Origin of the sequence: Hymenobacter sp. YC55, from assembly GCF_029433095.1 — a bacterium.
Lineage (GTDB): Bacteria > Bacteroidota > Bacteroidia > Cytophagales > Hymenobacteraceae > Hymenobacter.
In genome coordinates, this window is the sequence record NZ_JARNTX010000001.1 from 789,601 (window position 1) to 812,214 (window position 22,614).

At 57.2% G+C, this 22,614-nt stretch carries 15 protein-coding genes; 7 read left to right on the forward strand and 8 right to left on the reverse strand.

What is annotated here, in order from left to right; genetic code table 11:
• Positions 1-224: 224 nt before the first annotated feature.
• From P1X16_RS03385 to P1X16_RS03405, 5 genes are all read right to left on the reverse strand, one after another.
• Entirely contained in the window at positions 225-1,184 is a 960-nt protein-coding gene (locus P1X16_RS03385) for an alpha/beta fold hydrolase (protein ID WP_277226354.1), read from the reverse strand.
• Positions 1,184-2,140, reverse strand: coding sequence for a pseudouridine synthase (locus tag P1X16_RS03390; RefSeq protein WP_277226356.1), 957 nt, complete (start codon positions 2,138-2,140; stop codon positions 1,184-1,186). Before P1X16_RS03390 ends, P1X16_RS03385 begins: the two co-directional genes overlap by 1 nt.
• Positions 2,141-2,418: 278 nt before the next feature.
• Positions 2,419-3,552 carry an MBL fold metallo-hydrolase gene (locus P1X16_RS03395; protein ID WP_277226357.1) on the reverse strand — a complete coding sequence of 378 codons (1,134 nt, stop codon included), beginning with the start codon at positions 3,550-3,552 and terminating at the stop codon, positions 2,419-2,421.
• Positions 3,552-4,229, reverse strand: coding sequence for an NAD-dependent epimerase/dehydratase family protein (locus P1X16_RS03400; protein WP_277226359.1), 678 nt, complete (start codon positions 4,227-4,229; stop codon positions 3,552-3,554). The genes P1X16_RS03395 and P1X16_RS03400 overlap by 1 nt, the downstream gene beginning before the upstream one ends.
• A 389-nt stretch (positions 4,230-4,618) precedes the next feature.
• Entirely contained in the window at positions 4,619-6,697 is a 2,079-nt protein-coding gene (locus P1X16_RS03405; protein ID WP_277226360.1) for a VWA domain-containing protein, read from the reverse strand.
• 186 nt (positions 6,698-6,883) lie between these two features.
• Between P1X16_RS03405 and P1X16_RS03410 the strand changes: the two genes are divergently transcribed.
• On the forward strand, positions 6,884-7,360 hold the full coding sequence (locus P1X16_RS03410) for a hypothetical protein (protein ID WP_277226362.1): 477 nt from the start codon (positions 6,884-6,886) through the stop codon (positions 7,358-7,360).
• Between the two features lie 6 nt (positions 7,361-7,366).
• On the opposite strand, the gene P1X16_RS03415 is transcribed toward P1X16_RS03410, so the two are convergent.
• Both P1X16_RS03415 and P1X16_RS03420 read right to left on the reverse strand, forming a co-directional pair.
• The gene (locus tag P1X16_RS03415) at positions 7,367-8,038 is read right to left on the reverse strand and encodes a YiiX family permuted papain-like enzyme (RefSeq protein ID WP_277226364.1); all 672 of its coding nucleotides are present in this window, start codon (positions 8,036-8,038) and stop codon (positions 7,367-7,369) included.
• An 82-nt stretch (positions 8,039-8,120) separates the two neighbouring features.
• On the reverse strand, positions 8,121-9,296 hold the full coding sequence (locus tag P1X16_RS03420) for an MFS transporter (protein WP_277226366.1): 1,176 nt from the start codon (positions 9,294-9,296) through the stop codon (positions 8,121-8,123).
• Positions 9,297-10,013: 717 nt separating this feature from the next.
• On the opposite strand from P1X16_RS03420, the gene P1X16_RS03425 reads away from it, so the two are divergent.
• The 6 genes from P1X16_RS03425 to bglX all read left to right on the forward strand — a co-directional run bounded on the left by P1X16_RS03425 (position 10,014) and on the right by bglX (position 21,659).
• The gene (locus P1X16_RS03425) at positions 10,014-10,622 is read left to right on the forward strand and encodes an RNA polymerase sigma-70 factor (protein WP_277226368.1); all 609 of its coding nucleotides are present in this window, start codon (positions 10,014-10,016) and stop codon (positions 10,620-10,622) included.
• A 501-nt stretch (positions 10,623-11,123) separates the two neighbouring features.
• Positions 11,124-12,152, forward strand: a complete 1,029-nt coding sequence (locus tag P1X16_RS03430; protein WP_277226369.1) for a FecR domain-containing protein — start codon at positions 11,124-11,126, stop codon at positions 12,150-12,152.
• A 158-nt stretch (positions 12,153-12,310) separates the two neighbouring features.
• A complete protein-coding gene (locus tag P1X16_RS03435; RefSeq protein WP_277226371.1) occupies positions 12,311-15,622 on the forward strand; it encodes a TonB-dependent receptor in 3,312 nt (1,103 codons plus the stop codon).
• 9 nt (positions 15,623-15,631) lie between these two features.
• Complete coding sequence (locus P1X16_RS03440; RefSeq protein WP_277226373.1) at positions 15,632-17,191, forward strand: RagB/SusD family nutrient uptake outer membrane protein; 1,560 nt, start codon at positions 15,632-15,634, stop codon at positions 17,189-17,191.
• 431 nt (positions 17,192-17,622) lie between these two features.
• Positions 17,623-18,981, forward strand: coding sequence for a glucoamylase family protein (locus tag P1X16_RS03445; RefSeq protein ID WP_277226375.1), 1,359 nt, complete (start codon positions 17,623-17,625; stop codon positions 18,979-18,981).
• 356 nt (positions 18,982-19,337) lie between these two features.
• Complete coding sequence (bglX, locus tag P1X16_RS03450) at positions 19,338-21,659, forward strand: beta-glucosidase BglX (RefSeq protein WP_277226377.1); 2,322 nt, start codon at positions 19,338-19,340, stop codon at positions 21,657-21,659.
• Between the two features lie 195 nt (positions 21,660-21,854).
• On the opposite strand, the gene fabG is transcribed toward bglX, so the two are convergent.
• Positions 21,855-22,604, reverse strand: a complete 750-nt coding sequence (fabG, locus tag P1X16_RS03455; protein WP_277226379.1) for a 3-oxoacyl-[acyl-carrier-protein] reductase — start codon at positions 22,602-22,604, stop codon at positions 21,855-21,857.
• Positions 22,605-22,614 lie beyond the last annotated feature (10 nt).

Consider the following 22,614-nt stretch of genomic DNA (forward strand, 5'->3'; position numbering starts at 1 on the left):
TTGTTATGTATTAGTTGAGGTGTCAGGTTGTAGCTGCGAATCATTCGCACGGGGGGAATTACAAGGCTCGTACCAGCCGCGGCAAATGCCTTTATTTGTGACAGATTGTCATTTTTGAAGGTGTGCCGTGCGGTTTGTCCGACGGACTGACTTCCGCGAAACTTTGTGATGCAGCATATTCTGCCACAGGGACAGGATAGATGCCACCAAACCGAAACTTGATGCTATTGCTTCGCCAAAAACTCCGCCAGCGTCTGTTCCCACAGCTGTTTGTTCTTGCGCCAATAGGGCTCGTGGCCGGCATCAGGGAAGTCCTGGCGTTGCTTGGGGCCGCGCAGGTTGGCAAAGATGGCGTCGGTTTCCTGACGCATTACGCGCGGGTCGGCTTCGCCCCACATAAAGAGGGTAGGAGTGCTGATATTAGTGGCGAAATGGGTGGCATCTAAATCAAACGCCCAAAAGTTGTTTTGTACTCCGCCCCAAAACACCAGCAGATTGGCCAGCGGGAACGGTGGGACATGCATGGATTGGAAACGGTTGGAAGCCGTTTGCAGCATGCTGCCGTAGGGGCATTCCACAAGGTTGGCCGTGGGGCGTACACCTAGCTCACTTTCGGCACGCAAGATGGCTTCGGCGCCCATGGAGTTGCCGTAGAGCACCACCGGGCCGGGCCGCCGCTGCAGCCAGCGCGTCACGGCAGCCACGTCGGCGGCTTCATGGTGACCCACGGTGCAGACATTGCCCGTGGAGCCGCCGTTGCCGGCAAAATCGGTCAGGAGCACTGAGTAGCCGAGTCTTCGGAAGTAGGCGGCTTCTGTTAGGAGCTTGCTTTTGCAGCTGGCGTAGCCGTGAAACAGCGCCACCGTGCCCCGCGGGTGTGGCACCGGACCGTACCAAGCTTCCAGGCGGCCATTGGAACTGTTGAGGTAAACCGTGCGATAGGGAAAACTTGGGATGGTGTGGTTGCGAGGTTTCGGGTTCTTGATACCAGTAAGTAGAATCCCCACTTTCTGTAGCGGCGTCAGTTGCTCGGGGTTGTCGGTATGGGTGCCGGCTTCGATGGTAAAGTGTGTGAAGCGCCAAGCATGGAAAAACGCTACGGCATTGACAAGCAGAAACCCCAACGCCGCCAGCAACAGCAGTTGCCGGAAGCGCCGGGGTTTACGAGAAGAGGTTTCGCTCATTAGCCACGTCCGTTACGGCCGCTGCCAGCGGGGCCTGGCTTACGCCCGGCGCCGCCCCGACTATTCGGACCCGCGCTACCGCGCCCTGCCGATTTGGGACCAGGCTTGCTGCCGGTTTTGCCGGGCGTTGTTTTGTCGCTGGCTGGCTTGCCGGTAGGTTTCGCCTTGAAGGTGCCACCACTGCTATTGCGACCAGAACCGCGAGTGCCAGCCGAGCGGGCATCACCTCCGGTTGCTTTTGAGTTGCCGGCACCGCCAAAACCGCCGCGGCTGTAACCACCCGCGCTGTTTTGCCCCGGCTTAGCGCTGGCAGGACGAATGCCGCCGGGCCAAAAGGTGTCTGATTTACCAGGCGTTTTAAAAGTGCCAGCTGCCGCCGTTTGGGCAGCCATGTCTTCTTTCAGCGCCTGTACTTCTTGGTCGGTTAGCTCGCGCCATTTGCCGGGCGCTAGGCCTTCCACCCGCAAGCCGGCAATACCTACGCGCACCAGCCGCAAGGTAGGGAAGCCCACGGCAGCCGTCATCTTGCGCACTTGGCGGTTCATGCCCTGCGAAATCGTTATTTCAATCCAGCTGGTAGGAATACTCGCCCGAAAGCGGACGGGCTTGCTGCGGGGCCACAACTCGGTGTCGTTGGGTAGTAAACGGGCTTCGGCAGGGGAGGTGAATCCGCTCTTGATATCTACGCCGCGGCGCAATGTTTCGAGGGCTTCTTCGGTAGGAATGCCTTCCACCTGTACCCAATAGGTCTTGGCTACTTTAAAGCGGGGCTCGGAAAGTCGGTGCTGAAGCTGCTTGTCGTCGGTGAGGAGCACGAGGCCCTCGGAGTCGAAATCCAGCCGCCCGACGGGGTAAATGTTAGGAACGGCCACGAGGTCCTTGAGCGTGGCACGGCCTTGCTCGTCGGTGAATTGGGTGAGGACTTCGTAGGGTTTGTTGACCAGAATGTAGCGCATGCTACAAAGGTACGCGGCTTGCGGGCGTTTTGCAGTTTTCCCGTGATTTCCAGTTGATAGCCGTTGTCATACCAGCCGTCAACCTGAGCATGTGGCGTATCAAGCCAGGGACCGAAGCATCTCGCTAGAATTATTGGGTCAGCACCACAACGTCAGCACGCGAGATGCTTCGACTGCGCTCAGCATGACAGTACCTTATAACGTCAGAACGTAAGATGGATGCTTCAACTCCGGCTGCGCCGGCGCACAACATAACTATCTGATTAGCCTTATGCGCTTTACTGTACTTGCCGCCACCACGGTGAGCTAGGTAAGGGCCCGCTGCCTACTACGACAGGTTCGCCGAGCCTTGGAGTAGTGACCGGTATATGCAAACGCATGGCCGCGGCGGTGGCCCGCTCGATTGGGTCAGTCCAAGCGTGGTTGGCTTCGGTAAAGGCTGCCCAATGTACGGGTAGCATCACTTTCCCGCGCACGTCAACGGCGGCTTGCACGCTCTGCTCGGGCATCATATGAATTTGGGACCATTGCTGATCATATTGGCCGCACTCTATCAGAGCCAGATCGAAGGGGCCATGGGTGGCGCCAATGGCCTTGAAGTGCGGACTGTAGCCTCCGTCGCCGCTGTAGAACACCCGTTTGGAATCCGATTTGAGAACCCACGAACTCCAAAGTGTGGAATTGCGGTTGGTGAGGCCGCGCCCCGAGAAATGGCGGCTAGGCGTGCACACCACCGTGAGGCCGGGCAGCTGGGCTTCGTCGCCCCAATTCATTTCGGTGATGCGCTCCGGTGCTACACCCCACTTGCGCAGGTGCGGCCCAATACCTAAAGGCACGTAGAAATGCGCCACTTTGCTTTTGATGCGCCGGATGGTTTGGTAGTCGAGGTGGTCGTAGTGGTCGTGCGAAATCAGCACGGCGTCGATGGGTGGTAGCTGTTCGGGCGTGATGGGCAGCGTGGCGTTGTAGCGGGGTGGGGTTAGCCAGGCGCTCGGTCCAAGGTCGATACTGAGCATGGGGTCGAGCAGGATGTTTTTGCCGGCCAGTTCCACCAAGCTAGCCGAGTGCCCAAACCACGTCACGCGCAACAAGTCCGGTGTTTTGCGCACAATGGTGAGCGAATCCAATTGCTGCATCGGTAGCGGGCCCGGAGGACGTGCGTTGGGCTCTTTGCGGAAAAGGAACTTCCATAGCACCTTCACCATGCTGCCGCCCGTTAGCTCGACGGTTGGAACGAGGTTCTTAAACTCGCCGTCCTCGTAGTGCCCCGACTTGGCATACATCTGCTTATCGGCTTTGGTGGGCTTGCCGCCAAACTCGGGACTAATACTTACGAAGGCCACCGCAGCCATCAGTAGGACGCCAACAATGCTGCTCGATGCCATGAAAAAGATCTTTACGGGTTTTCTCATCAGCCCTTGGCCACTTTGCCATGGGCCAGCGCCACCATGTCGCGCACTTCCAATATTGATTTTGGATAGCCTTCTTGCGCTGCTTTTATCATCGCCACGCCCACTTCGCTCATAGTGGATACCAGGTTAGGGGTCAGTTTCCGCATAATCGGATACAGCCAGCCTAAATACTTATAGAGCTTCAGCACATTGCGCTGCCCCGGCGTAGCCCGCATAAAGCCGGGCCGGAACATATACGCATGCCGGAACGGGAGGCGCAGGAGTGCATTTTCGGTGCGGCCTTTCACCCGGGCCCAATGCTGAGTGCTTTTTTCACGACTATCGGTGCCCACGCCGGACACAAACACAAAGGTCATGTTCGGATTGAGGCGCACCAGTGTTTCGGCTACATGCAGTGTAAGATCGTACGTGATACGCTCGTACTCCTGCTTGGTCACGCCTACCGACGAGATGCCCGCGCAATAAAAGCAGGCATTGAAGCCCACCAACTGCGTTCCAATTGCTGAGAGGTTTTGAAAGTCGGCGTGCAGCAGCTCTTTTACTTTCGGATGCGTGATGCCACTAGCCCGGCGGCCAAGGACCAAAACCTGCTCGACCTCGGGGTTGCGGAGGCATTCAAGCAGTACGCCTTCGCCGACCATGCCACTGGCGCCCGTCAGGATAACTCGTAGTTTCATAGAATGGTTGAGTGAATCAACAGTGAGGACGCACTAAGGCCATTTCTACTTTAATTGATTCGCGCTTATTTGTAATTGGCTTGGTTACTACTCAACTCATTGTTTGTTCCTACGGTCATGCTGAGCTTGCCGAAGCATCTCGCGTGCTGACATTGCCAAAGTAGCTGTCATGCTGAGCGGAGGCGCAGCCGAAGTCGAAGCATCTCGCTAGTGTGGTCAAATCATTTAGCATGGCAACGTCAGCACGCGAGATGCTTCGGCAAGCTCAGCATGACGTTCTGGTGGATCGTGCTTATGTTGGTTGGTCAACTACATTCCAAAACCCGCCTCATTTAAGAAGGGAAACTAGCTTTTGAAGCTTTAATACTTATTCCCTCTTTCTGAAGGCACTACACGCCGCCCGAGTACTTGCGTGTGGCCCACTCCACCGTCACAAGGGCCAGAATCAGGAAGAACAGCCATTTCAGGTTGATGAGGTCCTTTAGGTCTTCCTGGGAGTAGATGACGGGTTTGTAATCGGCCTTCAAGATGTCCTGAGTGAGCTGGGCGAACTGCTGCGGGTAATACAGCCGGGAACCGCTGCGGCGCGCGAGTTGGTAGAGCAGGTTGTGGTCGGCGCGGGCGTCGAGGGCTTCTAGTTGCTGCTCCTGAATTAGCAGCTCGCCCCGGTCTTGCTGGGGCTGGCCGTTGAGGTTGGCGCGGGCCGCGTAGCGGTAGAGGCCGCCCGGCAAGGAGCCGATGTGCAGGGGGGCGCCGTCTTCGGAATTGGTATAGCTGAAGGTGCGAGTTTTCTGCTGCTCGTCGGTGAGGGTGAGTGTGATTTGCTGGCCGTAGGTACGCTCGAAAATAGCGTTGTAGGTTTCGGCACCGAAGGTTACGTCATCCTGAGTGCTGAACGCATCCTGTGTGGGGTACACGTCGAGGCGCTTTTTGTTGGCGTTCTGGGTGAGTAGCTGCAACGTGCGGACAATGAGCCGGTCGTAAGCGTCGGGCCGGTCGTCGTGCTCTACGGCTTCTTGCAAGCGCCACTGCCAGCTGCCCTCCGTGAGCAGTGTGGCCTGGCGTTGGGCTGCCGTGCCGCCAAAAACCAACAGCGGCTTTTGCGTGCGGAGGCGGCCCACTTGCTGATACAAGGCGGCTTCGGCCCCACCACTCAGGCGAATGTCGCCGAACGGTACGGGCGCGGGCGGGTAGGAGGTGAAGCGGCGGAGCGCGTCTTCCTCGAAAGTGAACCGTGAAAAGCTCGGGTTGAGCACGGGCGTTACCTCGTCGGTTTGCGAGCCGCGGGGCAGCACCGTAAGGCCCGCGCCCATGCCGTTGTAGGCGTTGAAATCGGACTGCCCCCCCAAGATGTAGAGGGTCGGGATACGACGGCTCCGCACTTGCGCCAGTACTTCCGCGCCCTCGCCGGTCCGCGCGGGCAGCTGGTGCAGAATAGCTACATCGTAGTCCTGGCTTTTGAGCGGGCTGATGCCGGGCAGGTACGTCACGAGGTCGAAGTTGTCGTTCTGCTGGATAGCCGCTCGCAAGGCCTTCAAATCGGGGTGGGGGGCCGCGCCGGCCAGCAGCACCCGCAGCTTGCCTTTCACAATCTCGATGTAAGCAAACTTGCTGTTGTTGAGCGTCGTGAACTCGCCGGCTTGGGTTGAGACCACCACTTCGTAGCGGCGCTTGCCGGGGGCGGGAGCTATGAGGGTGAAGGTAGTTTTGGTGCGGCGCTGGCCAACCGGCAGGCGGACGCGCTGCGTTTGCAGCACACGGCCATTCTCGCGTAGTTGCACCACGGCCGTACCGCCCGCAAACCCATCATATGTCACCTCAGCTTCAATAGGGAACTTGTTGCCGCTAAACGCCACCCGGTTGTAGTTCAGTGTGGGCAGGTTCAGGTCTTTCTTAGGCAGTGTGTCGCCCACGGCCACTGAGTAGATCGGGAAGTTGAACTCAGAGTAAGCGGGGGAGCGGCCCTGGTTGACAATACCATCGGAGACGAGCACCACGCCCGCCAAATTGCGGCCATCATAGGTTTCTCGCACACCTGTGAGCAGCGCATCTAAGTTGGTAGCATCGGCGGTGAAACGCACTGAATCGGGAGCTACGGGGCGAGTGGTAGCAGCGCCGAGCGTGCGGGTTTCTACGTTGAAACCCCGGCCGCGCAACGTTTCGGTGAGCTGTTGCAACCCCGTCTTGGCCTGCCCAAGCACGGCCGGCGGCGTGAACAGCCCCACCGACTGCGAGTTGTCGACGGCTAGTACCAGCGTGGGCTTTTCGGTGGTATTGGTGGTGGTTTTGAGGAAAGGCGAGAGCAGCAGAAAGCACAGCAAGCTTACCACCACAAAACGCAGTGCGGCTAGCCCGAGGTTCAGCGCCTTGCTCCAAGGGGCCTTAGCTGAGTATAAGAGAGCCGCATAGCCCGCGCCCGCAGCCAGGCACAGCAGAATAAACCAGGGAGAAGCAGCGACGGAAATCAAAGACAGGAATAGCGAGTGAGAATACCAAGAACCCCAAAGTAGGCCACAGAGTTGCGTGCCTTCGGTCAGCCGCTGTACAACAGAGCAGCGTGGGCTAAGTTAGGGAGTTGCAGGGGAGAAGCGCACATCAAGCAATGTGCGTTACATTAAGTGAAAATTTCTTTTTAAATGAGCTAGAGGAAACTCATGGCAATACGGAGCAAAAGAATTGATAACTGGTTGGGCTATCCTTTACTCTTTGTTTTAGGAGTAGCAGTAGGTCTACTAATGGCTGGCTATGTATGGGGTAAAAGCCAATACCAATTTGTGCCGCCTGAGGTTGTTATTCAGCCGCCACCGCCTAATACTACTTGGTGTTTCCCTAACACGAGCCTGCGTGGAGCCAATGCTGTTCGAGCGGCTCTTGCGGGCAGGCTGCACAAAGACTACGCTGCAAAATCGGCTGATAGTGCTTTGATAGAAACTACCATCCATCAGCTCAACGATAGTACAGATTCTTACAAGTTAGCACTATTGTGGATGAATAAAACGCGCTATGAAATCGTGTCGCGAGGTATTAATGACGGCGACATAACGTTAGCTACAGAAGAAGGGACCTTCTACTTGCATCAAATTCCAGAACGGTTTCACGAGAAATACGACAGCTTGGCGGCAGCGAGATAGAGACCCTCACCGCACCTCTACCAACTCCTTGCTCTCAAACATGCGCACTGGCGAAATGACCTTTTCGGTGAGCGGGATGCGGTTGCCGTAGCGCTCCTTCAGCTTGGCTTGCACGGCGGGGTGGCTGAGGTCGAATTCGCGGAGCGTTTGAAGTTCACCGATTTCGCGGCCTGTCGCTTGCTGGTACATTTTCCAAAGCAACTCCGAGCAGTAGATTCGGTCGTCGGACCAGCCGAAGTAGAGGTCGTAGCTCTTGCCGCGGTATTGTTCACCAGCGGCTTGCAGGCGCTGTAGAGCAGAGGAGGTAAGCACGGTTTCTGCGTCGTGGAGGCGCTTCACCACAAATCGGCCGCCTTTCCCTCGGGCTGTCCAATGGGCCAGGGAAGTTTCACTTACGGGCTGTACAGCTTCGAACACGCGCCACTCGCCACCGCGTTCAAACAGGATACCGCAGTGGCTATAAGGCGAGTGCGTGGCAAGCTGAATAGCCTGACTTTGGGCGGAAGTGGACGTCTGGAAAATTAGGTCTCCGTTGTGAAGCTTGGGTGCTATGCGCGTTACTTCCGTGTCGGCGCGGCGGGCTTGCTGGAAGCGCGTGAAGTGGTTGTGTAGGTGTGGATAGGCTAACACAGCCAGTGCCAGCAGTGGTACTAGAAACAGCAGAAACTTCAGCTTCATGGATTGGCGTCAGCCCAAGCAAACGGGGCTGCTGGCTAAATATAGGAGCTTTGCTGCCGGTACCCCAAACGCCGAATATGAGCTACTGCAACGCCAACTCAAGTTTCACTTTCTTGCGCCGTCTGGCGACCAGGGCCACGCAAAATAGGATGCCGCCTGCCACCAATGCCGCTCCCACCCACTCGGGCGAGGTGTAGCCTAAGCCAGCCGCAATGGGCAGCCCGCCTAAGTAAGCCCCTAGCGCGTTGCCGGTATTGAAGCCCGACTGGCTAAGCGAAGAAGCCAGCATTTCGGACCCTTTAGCCGACCGTATCATCAGCATTTGGATAGGAGCAGCCGTCGAGAAGGCTAGAGCGCCCGTCAGCATAGTTATCAGGACGGTAGGAATCTGGTAGTGCGCCGCAAAAGGAATAAGCAGCAAGGAGGTAGCCATAGCCAGCAGCAGCCACGTGGTAGCCCGGAGCGGCGACATCCGGTCGGTGAGCCAGCCGCCGAGTATATTGCCGAGGGCCATACCCACGCCAGCCAGCACCATCAAGAACGTAACGGCGTTGTTGCTGAAGCCCGATACCTCCGTAAACAGCGGCACGATGTAGCTGAACCACGCAAAGAAGCCCCCGTTGCCGAGGATAGTAATGCCTATAATCATCCAGGGCTCCAGGTGGGTAAACGCCTGAAACTCCTGCCGCAGGTTGCTTTCCTTGGCCGACAGGTTGGGCAGCCAGCGCCACACGCTTAGCACCGTTAGCAGGGCCACCACCACAATAAGCACAAAAGGAATCCGCCAGCTGTAAGTATGGCCCAAATAGGTGCCAATCGGCACCCCGATAATGTTGGCAATGGTCAGGCCCGCAAACATGATGGATATAGCCTGTGCTTCCTTGCCTGGCTCGGCCAAGCGGCCCGCTACCACCGCGCCCACCCCGAAGAAGGCACCGTGCGGCAAGCCGGAAATAAACCGGGTCAAGATCATAAGTTGGTAGTTGGGAGCCAGCAACGACAACCCATTGCCAATAGCAAACAAGCCCATCAGCAAGGCCAGAATCTTCTTCGGCGGGAGCTTGCCCGTGAGGGCTACCAACAACGGCGCACCCACCACTACGCCTAGCGCATACGCCGAAATGAAGTGACCCGCCTCGGGAATGGTGATGTGCATGGCGCTAGCTATATCAGGCAGAATGCCCATCATGACGAATTCCGTCATGCCGATGCCGAACCCGCCCAACGTGAGGGGAATCAGTGCAAATTTTGATTTCATGGAAAGATTGGCTGCGCCTCAGATGGCGCAGCAGATAGGAGGTGGCAACGGGCCTTCTTGACCGAAGCCTGACAACCCAATAGATTTTGTTCTTGTTCAAAAAAGGCGGATTTCCGCCGAAATGCTTCGGCAAAGGTACTCCGAACCTAGCGTAGAACATGCCTTTTACTTCCGCCTCATCAACAAACTGCTTCCGGCAGCAGCCCGCAACAAGGCTATTCGACTTTAGTCTGAGCCGTAGACAGCAAACGAGAAGAACGGTTATGTCTACTGAAAGTGTCTGTTGCCAAAATGACCGTCATGCTGAGCGCAGTCGAAGCATCTCGCGTGCTGACGCTGGATTACTAATCAGACATCAGCACGCGAGATGCTTCGGCAAGCTCAGCATGACGGCCTAATGGTGCTGGTAACGTCAGTGCAACGGAAGCTTCACTCCATTTCGTAAGGCGAATTACTAGTAACTATTGGTAACGAGTCGCAGCAATCAGGCTAGTATTTGTTATCCGTCTTAAGCTGGACAGCGTATAAAACAGTTGCTAGTTGTTTTTATATTCAGTGCGTGAACACTGAGCTGTAGTACCTCCCCGAATAGAACCTGGCCGCGGGAGAATCGTTGAAGTTGGCACCCGATTGATTTGTCTAGGCTCTTTCCCACCTTTGTTGCCTGTAGGACATGCCCTCAAACTTTACTGTTTGTTTGTTAACTGGTCTCATCCAATGGCACGCGCTCCGCGGCTAAAAGTGAGGCTGCTCGTGCCCCGCACCGCGTGGGATGATCAAGCTCTGGTGCGCGCCATGAGTGAGGGCGATACGCGGGCTTTTGCCGAAATGTACGAGCGGTATTGGTACCAGCTGCTGGAGGCAGCATACGGCAAACTCAACTCGCGGGAAGCCGCCGAGGAAGTGGTGCAGGACGTGTTTACAGCCCTCTGGCACAAGCGCCAAACCAACAACATTCAGCACCTCAAAAGCTACTTGTTTACGGCTGTCCGCTACCGCATCATCGATAGTATCAGGTTGCGCCTCTCGGAAACCGGCTACTTGCACTACAGCCGCACCCATCTGCCGGAGCCCGATCATAGCACCGAAGACACCATAGCCGCCCACGATTTATCGGGCGCTCTGGAAGCGAGTCTGACGCAACTCCCGGAGCACACGCGGCAAGTGTTTCTGATGAGCCGGTTCGAGCATCAAACGGTGCCCGAAATAGCCGGGCAGCTTAACCTCTCTCGCAAAACCGTGGAGTATCATCTTACGCGCGCCCTGAAGCTGTTGCGCGTCAGCCTGCGCGACTTTATTGCCGTGCTGCTCGTGTATCTCTGGTAACACTTGCCACACGCGCAGTCAGAGCGGTATACCTGAAGTTAGGGTGTGTGGACAGTAGCCACAGGCGAGTAATTTTCCTTATTTAGGTTGTCATGCTGAGCTTGCCGAAGCATCTCGCTAGTGTGGTAAACCCTTTATAGGTTCAACGAGTCGAGCGAGATGCTTAGGCTTCGTTGCACTGCGCTCAGCATGACAGTTAGCTTGGCAACATCAGCACGCGAGATGCTTCGGCAAGCTCAGCATGACGTTCTTGTTTGTTTATCGTCCATGCTTCAATCGGTTACTTATCAAGGTCAGCAACGACAAGACGCGAAGTATCGCGCTTCTACAGCGTTCTAGTATTAGCTCTCATAAGTTCTAGCAGAAGCCTGCCACCCAATTGCCGTCAAGTAGTTGGGCTTTTTTATGAAAAATTTTCACGGCAGGCTAGGGGTATAGCACAGTTGGTCGACTATAGGGATGGACGCCGAGTTCTGTCGGTTCAATACCTATGGCTATTATATGAATCAGACGGATTTACGGGATGTATTAGAGCGGTATCAGCAGGGAACTTGCACTACGGAAGAGAAGCGCTTGGTAGAAAATTGGTATCAGGCAGTAGGGGAGGAGCGAGAGTTGCGGTTGACGCCCGAAGAGCAGGAAACCGTTCGGCTGAACCTCTGGAACCGGATTGCCGAACAAACTATAAATACAAAAGAAGCTGACCCCGAAGACCAATCGTGGGTTGCGGCGCCTGTTGCGCGGTGGGCTGCGGCGGCCGTAGTAGCGCTAGGCTTGGGGCTGGGGGCTTGGCAGTTTTGGCCGGCAGCTAAACCACAAACAGTTGCAACCACAGCTACAGCAAGTGCCCAGTGGGTGGTATATCCCAACACCAGCCAGCAGGTCGTCAATATTACGTTGCCCGACAGCAGCCGGGTGCAGCTTTCACCGGGTAGCCAGTTGAAGTACCCGCGCACGTTTGGGGCTAAGCAGCGGCCGGTGTATTTGGTGGGCAAAGCCTTTTTCAAAGTGCAGCGCGATACCACGCGCCCATTTCAGGTCTACACCGCCCAAATGCTGACCACCGTGCTCGGCACCAGCTTTACAGTGCAGGCCTATCAGGGGCAGAAGAAGGCGGTAGTAGAAGTGAAAACCGGCCGGGTCCGCGTGAGCCCGCGCGTGGTAGCTAATGCACCGATCAGCAAAGCCCTGCCTGCCGCCATTGTGGTGCTGCCCAACCAACAAGCCGTATACTCGCCCGAACGCCAGCAGCTACAGCGCGAACTGGTGGCGCAGCCAGTGCAGCTAAAGTCGCAGTCGTTTGTGTTCGACGACCGGCCCGTGCCGGAAGTGCTGACGGCGCTGGAAACGGCCTACGGCGTGCACATCGTGTTCGATAATAAGGCGCTGGCTAACTGCACCGTGACGTTGGCGCTGCGCAATAAGTCGCTGTACGGGAAGCTCGATGTGCTCTGCAAAACGCTAGGCGCCACCTACGAAGAAGTGAATGCTCAAATCCTGTTTCACGGGCCCGGCTGCCAGGGTAGCTAGCCCGTTCGCCACCCATTCCTTGGTCTTGCCTATGATGTAGAAAGCCGCCCTGCCTGCCAACTTCTGCTAGTGCTGCCACCGCCACTTTAAGGGGTGAGAACTGCAGACCGCGAAAATTATTGTCTCGGCATGAGACCCCACTCAATTCCCACTTTCGCATGATTCCTTTAGTACCCCTTGCCACTTCCGGCCGTTTCCTACGGCGCGTGGTGTTCGCCCAAACGCTCGGCATTACGTTGCTGAGCACCGTTACCTTGGCTTCGCCACACCCTTCCAAAGCGCAGGATTTTTTGGAGCAGCCGATTACGCTGCAAACCCGCAACCAGCCCATGTATGCGGTGCTGAACAAGATTGAAAGCCAATCGGATGTGCGGTTTCAGTACAGCAAGCAGCTGATTGGCGCTAGTCGGCGCGTGTCGATAACGGCCACCGACGAGCCGCTGGCCGATGTATTGCACAAACTGCTCGACCCGCTGCACATCAAGTACGAGGCCGTAGAAGACGACATCATTCTCAAGCCGTCAACCACCGCCGACATCACCGTGACCGGCAAGGTGCTCGACGAAACCGGCTCGGGCTTGCCCGGCGTGAACGTGGTAGTGAAAGGCACTTCCAACGGTACCCAAACCGGCCCCGACGGCACCTACACCCTCACTGCCCCCGATAATGCCACGCTGGTATTCTCGTTTGTAGGCTACACTGCGCAGGAAGTGGCCGTGGGCGGCCGCGCCACCGTCGATGTGACCATGGCGCCCGATACCAAGGCGCTCAGTGAAGTAGTGGTAGTAGGCTACGGCACCCAAAGCCGGCGCGACGTAACCGGGGCCGTTGCCCGCGTAGAAGGCGACGAAATTGTGAATCAGCCGGTACAAACGCCCACGCAAGCCTTGCAGGGCAAGATTGCCGGCGTGCAAATCACCACTAGCGGCGCGCCTAACTCGCAGCCCACGGTGCGCATCCGGGGTACGGGCACCTTGCTAGCCGGTGCCAACCCACTCTACGTGGTAGACGGCGTGCAAACCACCGACATCCGCAACCTAAGCAACGCCGACATCGAGACCATCGACGTGCTGAAGGATGCCTCGGCGGCCGCTATTTACGGGGTGCGCGGGGCCAACGGCGTTATCATCATCACCACCAAGAAAGGCAAGCTCGGCAAGCCCGTACTAAGCTATAGCGCCACCGGCGGCTTCAAGCAGGCGGCCCGTCTTGTGGACATGGCCGACGCCAACCAGTACGTGAACTACCTGCGCGACACGTCGCCGACCACAACCATTCCCGACTTCTCGGGCTCTACCGATTGGTACGACGAGATTCTGCGCCGCAGCACCTACCAGAACCACAACCTGGCCGTATCCGGCGCCAGCGAGAACGTGCGCTACTATTTCTCGGGCAACTTGCTGCAGGACGATGGCATCGTCATCAACAACAAGTTTCAGCGCCTCACGGTCCGCTCCAACACGGCGTTTGACTTGTCTGATAAGGTCACGATTAGCTCGCAGGCCTCCTTCAGCCACGCAGATGCGCGCGACGTGAACATCGGGACGGCTTACGGCAATGCCTACCGAGCGGCGCCTATTATCCCCTCGAAGGTGGGCAACTTGTACGGCAATACCTCGGCATTCGGCAACGTGGGCAACCCGGTGCTTGATATTGAACAGAACAACAACAAGCTGACAGAAAACCGCTTGCAAGGCAACGTGGGCATCGATGTGAAGCCCGTAACGTGGCTGACGTTCCGTTCGGCTATCAACGTGGACTTGAACGCGCTGAACCGCCGCGTGTACGACTACCAGTACCTCAACGACCAGAATACCTTCCTGACCACCGGTGGCAACCAGCGCAACCAGCGCAGCAACCTCACCATCACGAAAGAGGACCGGTACCGCTACTTGTGGGAAAACACAGCCACATTCCAAAAGACCTTCAACGACCAGCACAACCTTACGGTGTTAGTAGGGCAAGTAGTAGAAGAAGGCCAGTTTACGCCTTTCTCGGCTTCGCGCCGGGATGTGCCCGCCGACCCCAACCAGTGGTACCTCAACGCAGGTGACCCAAACACGGCGGTCAATGGCTTTGTGGACCCGCTCGACCCCGACCCTTTTTTGCCCGCCAAGGACCGCCGTATCTCGTTCTTAGGGCGCGTCAACTACGCCTTCAAGGATCGGTACCTGTTCACAACCAACCTGCGCCGTGATGCTACATCGAGGTTCAATCAGGACCGGCGTAACGGCTTCTTTCCATCGGTCGGCTTAGGATGGGTGGTTTCCGATGAAGCTTTTCTGCAAGACAACAGTGTGCTGAACTTCCTGAAGCTGCGCGCCAGCTACGGCCAGCTCGGCAACGACCAGATTCCAGCCAATTCGTACGTTGTGACGGCCAATTCCAACATTCCGTACGTCATCAATGGACAGCCGATACTCGGGGCGACCATCACGCAGCTCAAAGACCAGAACGTGCGGTGGGAAACCACCACGGAGTACGATTTGGCCGTAGAGTTTGGCTTGCTCGATAACCGCCTAACGGGCGAGGTAACCTACTACGACAAGACCACCTCCGACGCCCTTATTCCGGTGACCATCCCGGGTATTCTCGGCGACCCTGACAACCAGTATATTACCAATGCCGCCGATATCACCAACAAGGGTATCGAAGCCGGCCTGAACTGGCGCTCCAGCATTGGGGGCAGCGCCGACTGGAGCTATAACTTTGGGGTGAATGCCACCTTCAACAAGAACCGCATTGCCAACCTCAACGGCGGGCAGGCCCTGTTTGGCGGCACCAACCTCGTGACTCGCTCCGACAACGGCGTGGCGGCCGGTAGCTTCTATCTGCTCGATGCCATTGGGGTGTACCAAACTCCTGATGAAATTGCCAATTCGCCCCGCTCCACGTTCGGTACGCCGCAGGTCGGCGACTTGAAGTACGCCGATACCGATGGCAACGGGGTAATTGACTTGCTGGACCGCCGCTACTTCGGCTCGTACCAGCCGCCCGTGTATTACGGCATCAACGGCGGGCTCAACTACCGCAACCTAGACTTCTCGTTTGTGCTGTCGGGCAACCTCAACAACAAGGTGTACAACGCCAAAAAGCAGCTACGGACCACTGGCACCGACAACGTGGAAGCCGACTTCGCCAACGACCGGTGGACGGCCACCAATCCTTCCAACACCAACCCACGGTCTATTCCGAGTAGCCTGCCCAACTCCACCTACTTCCTGGAATCGGGGGACTTTATGCGGCTAACCAACTTGGTAGTGGGCTACACAGTGCCGGGCACGGCGCTGGAGCGGTTCCGGTTGAGTTCGTTGCGGGTGTTTGCCTCGGCCCAAAACCTGTTCACCATCACCAACTACAGCGGCTTTACGCCGGAGCTGGCGGGTGGTCCGCTCGATTCGGGCATCGAAGCTACTTCCTATCCCATTAGCCGCGTGATTACGCTGGGGCTGAATGTCAACTTCAAATAAGCTACGCCGATGTTTTTTCAACTTCCCACCTCTTTCTCGCGCCGTACCGGCACGGCGGCTCTAGCTCTCACCCTGGCACTGGTTAGCGGCTGCAACGATTATCTCGATGTGGCCCCACAAGGCCAGCTCAGCGAAGACGCCATCCGGACCGATCCCACCGCCGCCCAAAAGCTGGTTGATGGCGTGTACAACGTGCTGTATCTGGGCGGTTTCGGCCCCGATGTGCACAGCTTTCAGTTTATCATCCTGACCGATATTGCCTCCGACGACACCGACAAAGGCAGTACGCCCAACGACTTCGCCGACGCGGCCGCTGTCGACAACTTCACGCTGACCTCCACCAACAGCGTTATCAACAACGTTTGGAACGGGCACTTCCAGGCCATAGCGCGCGCCAACCAGGCCCTCGACAAGATTCCGCTGAGCCCAGCCCCGGAGGCCGCCAAAAACCAGTTGATAGGGGAGGTGCGCTTCTTGCGGGCGTACTTCTACTTCAATCTGGTGCGGCTCTACGGGGGCGTGCCGCTGCTCGACCGGGTGCCCGCCACGTCGGAAATCAACAGCCCCGAGTTTCAGACCCGCGCCACGGCCGAGCAGATATACCAGTTCATTGTGAGTGACTTGCAATTTGCGGTCGATAATCTGGCGCTGAAAGCTACCGCCCAAACGGGCCGCGTAACCAAGGCCGCTGCGCAGGCCATGCTGGCCAAGGTGTATTTGTATCAGAAAAACTACCAGCAAGCCTACACCCTGACCAACGAAATTATCCAGGGCCGCTCGGGAGCCTATGCACTGTATCCGAACTACGCCGACGTATGGCGCACGCCGGGGGCTAACAGTTCAGAGTCCATCTTCGAAGTACAGACGGGCGTGAATGCGGCCTGCAACACCTCGGCGGTGAACCTTTACACCGTGTGCCAAGGTCCGCGCTCCGGCGGCCGGGGCGGCTGGGCCGATTTGGGCTTCGGCTTCAACACGCCCACGCAGGACCTGGTTAATGCCTACGAACCCAACGATGTGCGCCGGGCCAGCTCCATCATCTTCATCAACCCCACTGCGCCAGCCGGGCAGCGTTCTACCGGCACGGTGCTATGGGACGGGTTCCGCATTCCGAGCAAAGACTCGGTGGAAGGCTTGCGCTATAGCTACAAAGCCTACCACAGCCGCACCCGCGAAGCCAACTGCGGCAACAACGACTACTTGCCCAAGAACGTCCGCATTCTGCGCTACGCCGATGTGCTGCTCATCAACGCTGAAGCCGCTTTTCAAACCGGCAACATCGGGGCCGCCGCTACTAGTCTGAACTTGGTGCGCACCCGCGCCGGCCTGCCAAGCATTACATCACCCACGCTCGCGCAAATCTGGCGGGAGCGTCGTGTGGAGCTGGCTCTGGAGCAGGACCGGTTCTTTGACTTAGTGCGCCAGGAAAGCGTGCAGCCCGGCCGTATCGTGCCCATTTTCGCAGCGCAAGGCAAAACCTTCACGAAAGGCAAAAACGAAATATACCCCATTCCGCAAGCCCAGATTGACCTTAGCGGCGGACAACTCACGCAGAACCCTGGGTATTAACAGGTGCGTGGTTGACCTCGTCCGCTAGCCCCCTCGAAACTAGCTCTTATTTTTTATGCCTCTGAAAGCCAGGTGAATAGCCTCTGCTTGTTAGATGACGCGCATCTAGCAAGCAGAGAGGTTAGGGATAGTTGACCAAGCGTTGTTTACCGAGAACGTCATGCTGAGCGTAGGCGCAGCCGCAGTCGAAGCATCTCGCTAGTGTGGTATAGTCTGATACCTGCGCAACGAGTCGAGCGAGATGCTTCGACTGCGCTCAGCATGACAGGTAGTTTCACAACGCCAGCACGCGAGATGCTTCGGCTCCGTTACACTGCGCTCAGCATGACGGGCAAAGCAAAGAGTGCGAAGTCAATTACCCCTGGCACTTCCTCATTTGAGGAGGGGAACTAGCTTTTATAGCTCTAGCTAACAGTTGTAAACACTACTGTATGAACGCAAAACTTCTTGTCCTGCTGTGCTTGCTGCTGCCTGGTTTGCTGTACGCGCAGCAGAAGCCCGCACCGAAAAAAACAGCTACCACCAAGTTCGACCCGCGGCAGCGGCCCCGCAACTTAACCGACGAGCAACTGCTCGACCAGGTGCAGCGGCAGACGTTTCGCTACTTCTGGGACTTTGGGCACCCGGTGTCGGGCATGGCGCGGGAGCGGAGCAACGTGGCCTACGAGTACGGCAACGAGGTGGTAACTACTGGCGGGACCGGCTTCGGCATCGTGGCCATTATCGTGGCGGCAGACCGCAAGTGGATTACGCGGGAGCAGGCCGCCACCCGCATCCTCAAAATTGTGAAGTTCCTGGAGAAGGCGGATTCGTTTCACGGAGTGTTTTCGCACTGGCTGAACGGGGAAACCGGTAAAGTCATTCGGTTCAGCCAGAAGGACGATGGGGGAGACTTGGTGGAAACGTCGTTTTTGTTTGAGGGCCTGATTTGTGCCCGCCAGTACTTCACGCAGGAAACCAAAACCGAGCAGGAATTGCGCAACCACATTCTGTGGATGTGGGAAGGAGTGGAGTGGAACTGGCACACCCAAGGTGGCCAAAACGTGCTGTACTGGCACTGGAGCCCCAACAACGGCTGGAGCATGAACCACCAGATTCACGGCTGGAATGAATGCCTAATTACCTACGTGCTGGCCGCGTCCTCGCCCAAGTACGCCATCGACAAGAAGGTGTACGACCAAGGCTGGGCCACCGGCGACTATTTCCGCAACGGCAAAGAGTTCTACAAAATCAAGCTGCCCCTAGGCTTCGACTACGGTGGCCCACTGTTTTTCTCGCACTACACCTTCCTTGGCCTCGACCCCCGCGGCCTCAAAGACCAGTACGCCGACTACTGGCAGCAAAATCAGGCACACACCCGCATCAACTACGCTTATTGCGTCGATAACCCTAAGAAGTACAAAGGCTACGGCCCCAATAACTGGGGACTCACCGCTTCCGACAGTTACAAGGGCTACGCCGCGCACTCACCTAGTGAAGACCTAGGCGTGATTTCACCCACCGCCGCCCTCTCGGCCATGCCCTACGCGCCCGCCGAGTCGATGGCCGCCCTCAAGCACTTCTACAACGACCTCGGCGACAATATCTGGAGCGAGTATGGCTTTGTCGATGGCTTCAGTGAGCACCATAACTGGTACGCCAAGTCGCACCTCGCCATCGACCAGGGGCCCATTGTGGGCATGATAGAAAACCACCGGACCGGCTTGCTCTGGAAGCTGTTCATGAGCAGCCCCGACGTGCAGCGCGGCCTCACCAAGCTCGGTTTCGAGAGCCCACAGATCAAGAAATAAGGTTCCCGCACCTCATATAGAGCCTTACCCGAAGCATCTCTCGTGCTGATGTTGCCACAACAACCAGAACGTCATGCTGAGCGCAGCCGAAGCATCTCGCTAGTGTGGTAAACCCTTTTGTCGATGCAACGAGTCGAGCGAGATGCTTCGACTGCGCTCAGCATGACAGGTAGTTTGGCAACATCAGCGCGCGAGATGCTTCGATCCCTGGCTTGATGCGCCACGCGCTCAGCATGACAAAACTAATCTGACGTCGGTAGTGAGATACTTCAATCATGCAGATGCCAGATAGAGCACAACTATCTACTTTCGCATTCACTCACTTTATCATCCTACTCACACCCTTTCATTCCCACATGAAAAGTACCTTCCGAACCGCCTTGCTGCTTTCGCTAGGCCTCGCGCTGACGCCGCAGCTGCAAGCGCAAAAAACCACTACCACCACTGCCCCCATGGCAACTGCCGAGGACCCCAAGATGAACAAGTTCGTGGCGGACCTGATGCAAAAGATGACCCTGGAAGAGAAAATCGGGCAGCTAAATCTGGTGTCGGTGGGCTTTGATGTGACGGGGCCGGTGGTAAGCAAGGACGTGGATGCCAATATTCGGAAGGGCAATGTAGGTGCCGTGCTCAATACCTACACGCCGGTGGCGGCGCGCAAGCTGCAAGAATTGGCCGTGAAAGAATCGCGCCTCCACATTCCGCTGATTTTCGGCTACGACGTCATCCACGGCCACCGCACCATCTTCCCCATTCCGCTAGGGGTGGCCGCCTCCTGGGACCTGACGGCCATTGAGCGCAGTGCCCGCATTGCCGCCGAAGAAGCCGCCGCTGATGGTATCAATTGGGTGTATTCGCCGATGGTGGATATTGCCCGCGACCCGCGTTGGGGCCGCATTGCCGAGGGTGGAGGCGAAGACCCGTACCTCGGTGCCCAAATTGCCCGCGTGATGGTGCGCGGCTACCAAGGCACCGACATGAGCAAGCCCACCAGCGTGATGGCCTGCCTCAAGCACTTCGCCCTCTACGGCGCCGCCGAAGCCGGACGCGACTACAATACTACCGACATGAGCCTCGTGCGCATGTACAACGAGTACCTGCCGCCCTACAAAGCCGCCATCGACGCGGGTGTGGGTTCGGTTATGAGCTCGTTCAACGACATCAACGGCATCCCCGCCACCGCCAACAAGTGGCTGATGACTGACCTGTTGCGTGGGCAGTGGGGCTTCAAAGGCTTCGTGGCTACCGACTACACTGCCATCAACGAAATGACGGCCCACGGTATGGGCAACGATGCGCAGGTGTCGGCGCTGGCCCTCAATGCGGGCATTGACCAAGACATGGTGGGTGAAATCTTCCTGAAAAACCTGGCCCAAAACCTGAAAGACGGCACCGTAAAGCAAGAGCAGATTGACTTGGCTTGTCGCCGCGTGCTAGAAGCCAAGTACATTCTCGGGTTGTTTAAAGACCCGTACCGCGCCGTGACCGACAAGCGCGCCAAGGCCACCATGATGAACAAGCAATTCATAGCCGACGCCCGCGACATCAGCCGCAAGAGCCTGGTATTGCTTAAGAACGACAAGAACACCTTGCCCCTCAAGAAATCGGGCACTATTGCCTTAATCGGGCCGCTAGCCAACCGCCAGCGCGACATGATTGGTAGCTGGAGCGGTGCTGGCGACTGGAAACAAGCCGTATCGGTGGAGCAGGGCCTGAAAAATGTGGCCGGCAGCGCCGTGAAAGTGGTGTATGCCCAAGGCGCCAACGTCACCGACGACGAGCAGATGATAGCCCGGCTCAATGCTCACGGCGGCGAGCTAAACATCGACAAACGCTCCCCGGAAGCTATGATTCAGGAAGCCGTGCAGGTTGCCCAAGGCGCCGACGTGGTGGTGGCCGTAGTCGGCGAGTCGCAGGGCATGACGGGCGAAGCTGCCAGCCGCGCCGATATTGGTCTGCCAGGGCAGCAGTTGGAGTTGCTCAAGGCGCTCAAGAAAACCGGCAAGCCGCTGGTGCTCGTGCTCATGAATGGCCGGCCGCTCACGCTGAGTTGGGAAGATAAAAACGCCGATGCTATTCTGGAAACCTGGTTTGGGGGTTCCCAAGCCGGCAACGCCATTGCCGACGTGCTGTTCGGCAGCTACAACCCCTCCGGCAAAATCACGGCTACCTTCCCCCAAACGGTGGGCCAAGTGCCCCTCTACTACAACCACAAAAACACCGGCCGCCCCTACGCCGGCGTGGCGCTCGACAAGTACAAGTCGCGCTACATGGATGTTAGCAACGACCCGCTCTACCCGTTCGGCTACGGCCTGAGCTACACCACCTTCACGTATGGTAAGCCCGAACTCAGCACCACTACCCTAAGCCCCAACGCCACCCTCGACGTGAAGGTAACCGTGCAAAACACCGGCAACTACGACGGCGAAGAAGTAGCCCAATTGTATATCCGCGACATGGTTGGCTCCATCTCGCGCCCGGTGAAAGAGTTGAAAGGTTTCCAGAAAGTGATGCTGAAGAAAGGGGAAAGCCGCACGCTCACCTTCAAGCTGACCACCGACGACCTGAAGTTCTACAACAACGACCTCAAGTTCGTGTCCGAACCCGGCGACTTCCAAGTATTCGTCGGCGGCAACTCCCGCGACGTGCAAACCGCCGCCTTCAAGCTGACGGAATAGGTAGTTGGCATAAGTAAAAAGCCATCATGCTAAGGAAGCATGACGGCTTTTATAATTTAGATACACTGCTTCAATCCTTGATTACTTAACAAAATCAAAGGGGCGTGTTACTGTCCTTCCGACGCAGGAGGAATCTGAGGTAAAGTCGTCGAACCACGTCACTCAGATTCCTCCTGCGTCGGAAGGTCAGACTGCTTAGGTCAGCATGCCGCCATCCACTTGCAGCACTTGGCCGGTGATATAGCTGGAATCGTCGGAGGCGAGGAAGGCGGTGGCTTTGGCCACGTCTTCGGGTGAGCCGCCGCGGCGTAGCGGAATAGCCTTGCGCCACTCGTCAACCTGCTTTGGGTCGAGGGCGTCGGTCATTTCAGTTTCAATGAAGCCAGGGGCAATGGCGTTGCAACGGATGTTGCGCGAGCCTAGCTCCAGCGCCACCGACTTCGTGAAGCCGATAATGCCCGATTTCGAAGCTGCGTAGTTGGCTTGGCCGGCGTTGCCTTTAATACCGACTACCGATGTCATGTTGATAATGCTGCCGGCTTTGGCGCGCATCATGGGCTTGGTGGCCGCTTTGGTGAGGTTGAACACCGACTTCAGATTCACCGCTATTACTTGGTCCCACTGCTGTTCGCCCATGCGCATCAGCAGCCCATCCTGCGTGATACCGGCGTTGTTGACCAGAATATCCAGCTTGCTGAAATCTGCCAGCACATCCTCCACCAGCTTTTCCGCTTCGGCATAAATAGAAGCGTCGGAGCGGTACCCTTTCACTTTGGTGCCGTGAGCAGCCAGTTCCTGTTCGAGCTGTTGGCCTTTCTCTACGCTAGAGAGATAGGTGAAAGCCACTTGCGCCCCAAGCTGGGCAAAATGTACCGCAATAGCGCGGCCGATTCCTTTCGATGCGCCCGTAATGAGGGCCACTTTTCCGTCGAGCAATTTTGTCATGGGGGCGAAG